The organism is uncultured Kordia sp. (assembly GCF_947489565.1).
Lineage (GTDB): Bacteria > Bacteroidota > Bacteroidia > Flavobacteriales > Flavobacteriaceae > Kordia.
This window is the reverse complement of the sequence record NZ_CANLEA010000086.1, coordinates 1-233: the sequence shown is the minus strand read 5'-3', so window position 1 is coordinate 233 and position 233 is coordinate 1. Positions and strand designations below refer to the sequence as shown.

The 233-nt window shown below is 45.9% G+C and carries 1 protein-coding gene; it reads left to right on the top strand.

The window, feature by feature from the left end; translation table 11 throughout:
• On the top strand, nucleotides 1-233 hold a 233-nt coding region (locus Q0845_RS27810), incomplete at both ends, for a Calx-beta domain-containing protein (RefSeq protein WP_298521235.1).

Sequence of the window (233 nt, the reverse complement as noted above, 5' to 3'; positions counted from 1 at the left end):
GACACACCAGCAATGAGTGTAGGTGATGTGACGGTAGCGGAAGATGCAGGAACAGCAAGTGTCGCGGTAAGTATTGACAACCCATCTAGTGTAGATACCGTAGTAAGTATCACAACAACAGATAACAGTGCGACCAATCCAGATGATTATACCACCACGACCGTAACAGCAACGATCCCAGCGGGACAAACGACAGTAGATGTAAGTATTCCAATTACAGATGATACTACAGG